Below are 2,975 nucleotides of genomic sequence, written 5' to 3' on the forward strand. Positions count from 1 at the left end.
AAGAGACAGGGGCGGGGGACGGGCTCAGGCCCAGGGAGCCGCCGAGCTCCTCGGCCATGACGCGGCCGGCCTCCTCCGCGAGGGCTTCCTCGTCCGTCCCGGTGTCCGTGTCGAGGCCGTCCAGCTCCTGGAGGGGCTGGTCGAGCCGGACGTGTACGACGAGGGACTGCAGGGCGCGCAGCACGGCGGAGGCGGTGGAGCCCCAGTTCGAGAAGTAGGAGAACTGCCACCACCACAGGGCCTCGGTGTAGCGTCCGGCGCGGTAGTGGGCGAGGCCGTGGCCGAGGTCGGTGACGACGTCGGCGAGGTCGTCGGAGATGCGGCAGGCGACGGGCGCCGTGCGCGGCTCGTACGGGTCGAAGACCTCGGAGTAGACGTCGACCGGTTCGAGGAGGACCGCGAGGCGTTCGCGCAGTTCCTCGCCGTCGGGCTCGGCGCCGAGGTCGGGTTCGTAGCGCTCGTCGGGCACGAAGTCCTCGTGGGCGCCGAGACGGCCGCCCGCCAGCAGCAGCTGGGAGACCTCCAGGAGCAGGAAGGGGATCGCGCTGTCCGGTTCGTCACCCTTGGCCACTTCGGTGACGGCGACGATGAAGCTCTCGACCTGGTCCGCGATCTGGACGGCGAAGTCGTCCGGTTCCTGCGTGACCGAGTTCAGCGTGGCGTCAGACATCGAGCAGTCTTCTCCCCTCAAAGGCACGCCCCAGCGTGACCTCGTCGGCGTATTCCAGGTCGCCGCCAACGGGGAGTCCGCTGGCGAGTCGGGTGACCCTCAGGCCCATCGGCTTGATCATGCGCGCCAGATAGGTGGCCGTGGCCTCGCCCTCGAGGTTGGGGTCGGTGGCCAGGATGAGCTCGCCGATCGTGCCGTCGGCCAGCCGGGCCAGCAGTTCCCTGATCCGCAGGTCGTCGGGGCCGACGCCCTCGATGGGGCTGATGGCTCCGCCCAGGACGTGGTAGCGGCCGCGGAACTCGCGGGTCCGCTCGATCGCCACGACGTCCTTGGGTTCCTCGACGACGCAGATGACGGACGGGTCGCGGCGCGGGTCCGCGCAGATCCGGCACTGTTCGGCCTGGGCGACGTTGCCGCAGACCGCGCAGAAGCGGACCTTGTCCTTCACTTCGAGCAGGGCCGCGGCGAGGCGGCGCACGTCGGTCGGTTCCGCCTGCAGGATGTGGAAGGCGATCCGCTGCGCGCTCTTGGGACCGACGCCGGGCAGCCTGCCCAACTCGTCGATGAGGTCCTGGACCACGCCCTCGTACACGGATCGAACTCCTTTGGTTCCTGCTCGGCTCAACCTAGTTGATGGGTGCGTAAGGACGACAGAAGGTCGCGTCGAACCTCACACGTATTTTCCGTACGGTTCAGAAGGGGAGACCGGGCATGCCGCCGAGGCCCTGGGCCAGCGGGCCCAGCTTCTGCTGCTGGAGCGCCTGCGCGTTCTCGTTCGCCGCCTGGACCGCCGCGACGACGAGGTCGGCGAGGGTCTCGGTGTCCTCCGGGTCCACCGCCTTCGGGTCGATGACCAGGGCGCGCAGCTCGCCGCCACCGGTCACGGTGGCCTTCACGAGGCCGCCGCCGGCCTGGCCGTCCACCTCGGTGTTCGCGAGTTCCTCCTGGGCCCTGGCGAGGTCCTGCTGCATCTTCTGTGCCTGCTGGAGCAGCTGCTGCATATTGGGCTGGCCACCACCGGGGATCACGATTCACTCCGCTCTCGTCGTCCGTTTTGGGATGTTTTACGTCAACGTTTTCCGTCAAGGTCGAGCCTACGTGCTCGGGGGGAGGGGCGCCCTACGCCGTACGGAGGAGCCGGACACCCCCTCGGATGAGGGTCACACGGGGGATCGGGCACTCTTTCGGGTGAGCGGGGTGGCGCTCTATACCTGATCACGCCCCTCTTCCCGGCGGAAATACTGTGATGTCGCGATCGCGCCCCTCCTTTTGGGGGTAGGAAGGGGTCTGCGCGTCAGGTGTTGTCCGTGAGGTGTAATCGTTCCGTCCTAGGGAGTGCACGGGTGAGCCAGCCGGAGATGCAGCCCGAGGGGCCGGCCCGGGAAAAGCGGGAAGAGAGCCGGGCGGCGAGCCCCGACCTCACCGGCCGGCCGTTTCCGCTCGGTGACTGGGGGGAGCCCGCCGAGCGCCTCGACGAGCTCTACCGCTGGGTCGAGGAGGGCGCACTGCGCACCGCCGACTGGTATCTGAAGGACCGCGTGTGGAAGCGCCGCGGGGCCCGGCTGCTGCGCGGCGGCGCGGCGGTCTCGGCGGTGGCCGGCGCGGGGCTGCCGCTCCTCGACCTGACCGGGGCGCTGGACGGGGGCACGGGCTGGGGGTATCTCGGCCTGCTGGTGGCGGCGGGCTGTGTGCTCGCCGACCGGTACTTCGGGCTGACCTCGGGCTGGATAAGGGACGTGGCGACGGCCCAGGCGGTGCAGCGGCGCCTGGAGGCGCTTCAGTTCGACTGGGCGTCGGAGAGCGTGCGCGAGGTGCTGGGGCCGACGGAGGGTACGGCGGCGGAGGCCGCGGAGCGGTGCCTGGGCGTGCTGCGGCGCTTCTCGGAGGATGTGGCCGAGCTGGTCCGGGCGGAGACCGCGGACTGGATGGTGGAGTTCCGCTCGGGGCCGCAGCCGCTGGTCACGCAGTCGCAGGTGCCGTGGGCGGCGCGGACTCCCCAGGAGGGCGGGCAGCCGGGCGGCGGCGGGCGGATCACGCTGCTGCCGGGGGCGAGGCCGAACATGCCGCGCCAGCGGCCGCCGGAGTCCCCGCGCTGAGCCGCGCCCCGCGCTCCCCTTCGGGGCATGCTCGGCACCGCCCGGCCTCGCGCCCAGGGCCTGTCTGACAGACAGGCCCTAGCTGAAGATGATCATCGAGCCCTGGCCCAGGCTCCGCGTCGATGCGGCGTGCAGCCCCAGCCAGACATGGCGTTCCCGCGCGAAAGGGCTGTCGTCGTACGGGATGGGGTCCGCGGGCTCCTCCAGGG

At 71.0% G+C, this 2,975-nt stretch carries 4 protein-coding genes; 1 reads left to right on the forward strand and 3 read right to left on the reverse strand.

Features of this window, described 5'->3' with window-relative positions; genetic code table 11:
- The 3 genes from GUY61_RS36875 to GUY61_RS36885 form a co-directional block, all read right to left on the reverse strand.
- Positions 1 to 670 (reverse strand): DUF5063 domain-containing protein (locus GUY61_RS36875; protein ID WP_166634656.1); only part of this gene is annotated, 670 nt, incomplete at its 3' end.
- Entirely contained in the window at positions 663 to 1,262 is a 600-nt protein-coding gene (gene recR, locus GUY61_RS36880; protein ID WP_166634657.1) for a recombination mediator RecR, read from the reverse strand. The genes recR and GUY61_RS36875, both read right to left, overlap by 8 nt.
- A gap of 100 nt (positions 1,263 to 1,362) precedes the next feature.
- Positions 1,363 to 1,698 carry a YbaB/EbfC family nucleoid-associated protein gene (locus tag GUY61_RS36885; RefSeq protein ID WP_166634658.1) on the reverse strand — a complete coding sequence of 112 codons (336 nt, stop codon included), beginning with the start codon at positions 1,696 to 1,698 and terminating at the stop codon, positions 1,363 to 1,365.
- 315 nt (positions 1,699 to 2,013) lie between these two features.
- Between GUY61_RS36885 and GUY61_RS36890 the strand changes: the two genes are divergently transcribed.
- Entirely contained in the window at positions 2,014 to 2,766 is a 753-nt protein-coding gene (locus tag GUY61_RS36890) for an SLATT domain-containing protein (protein ID WP_313897026.1), read from the forward strand.
- Positions 2,767 to 2,975 lie beyond the last annotated feature (209 nt).

It is taken from the genome of Streptomyces sp. GC420 (assembly GCF_009916105.1).
Classification (GTDB): domain Bacteria; phylum Actinomycetota; class Actinomycetes; order Streptomycetales; family Streptomycetaceae; genus Streptomyces.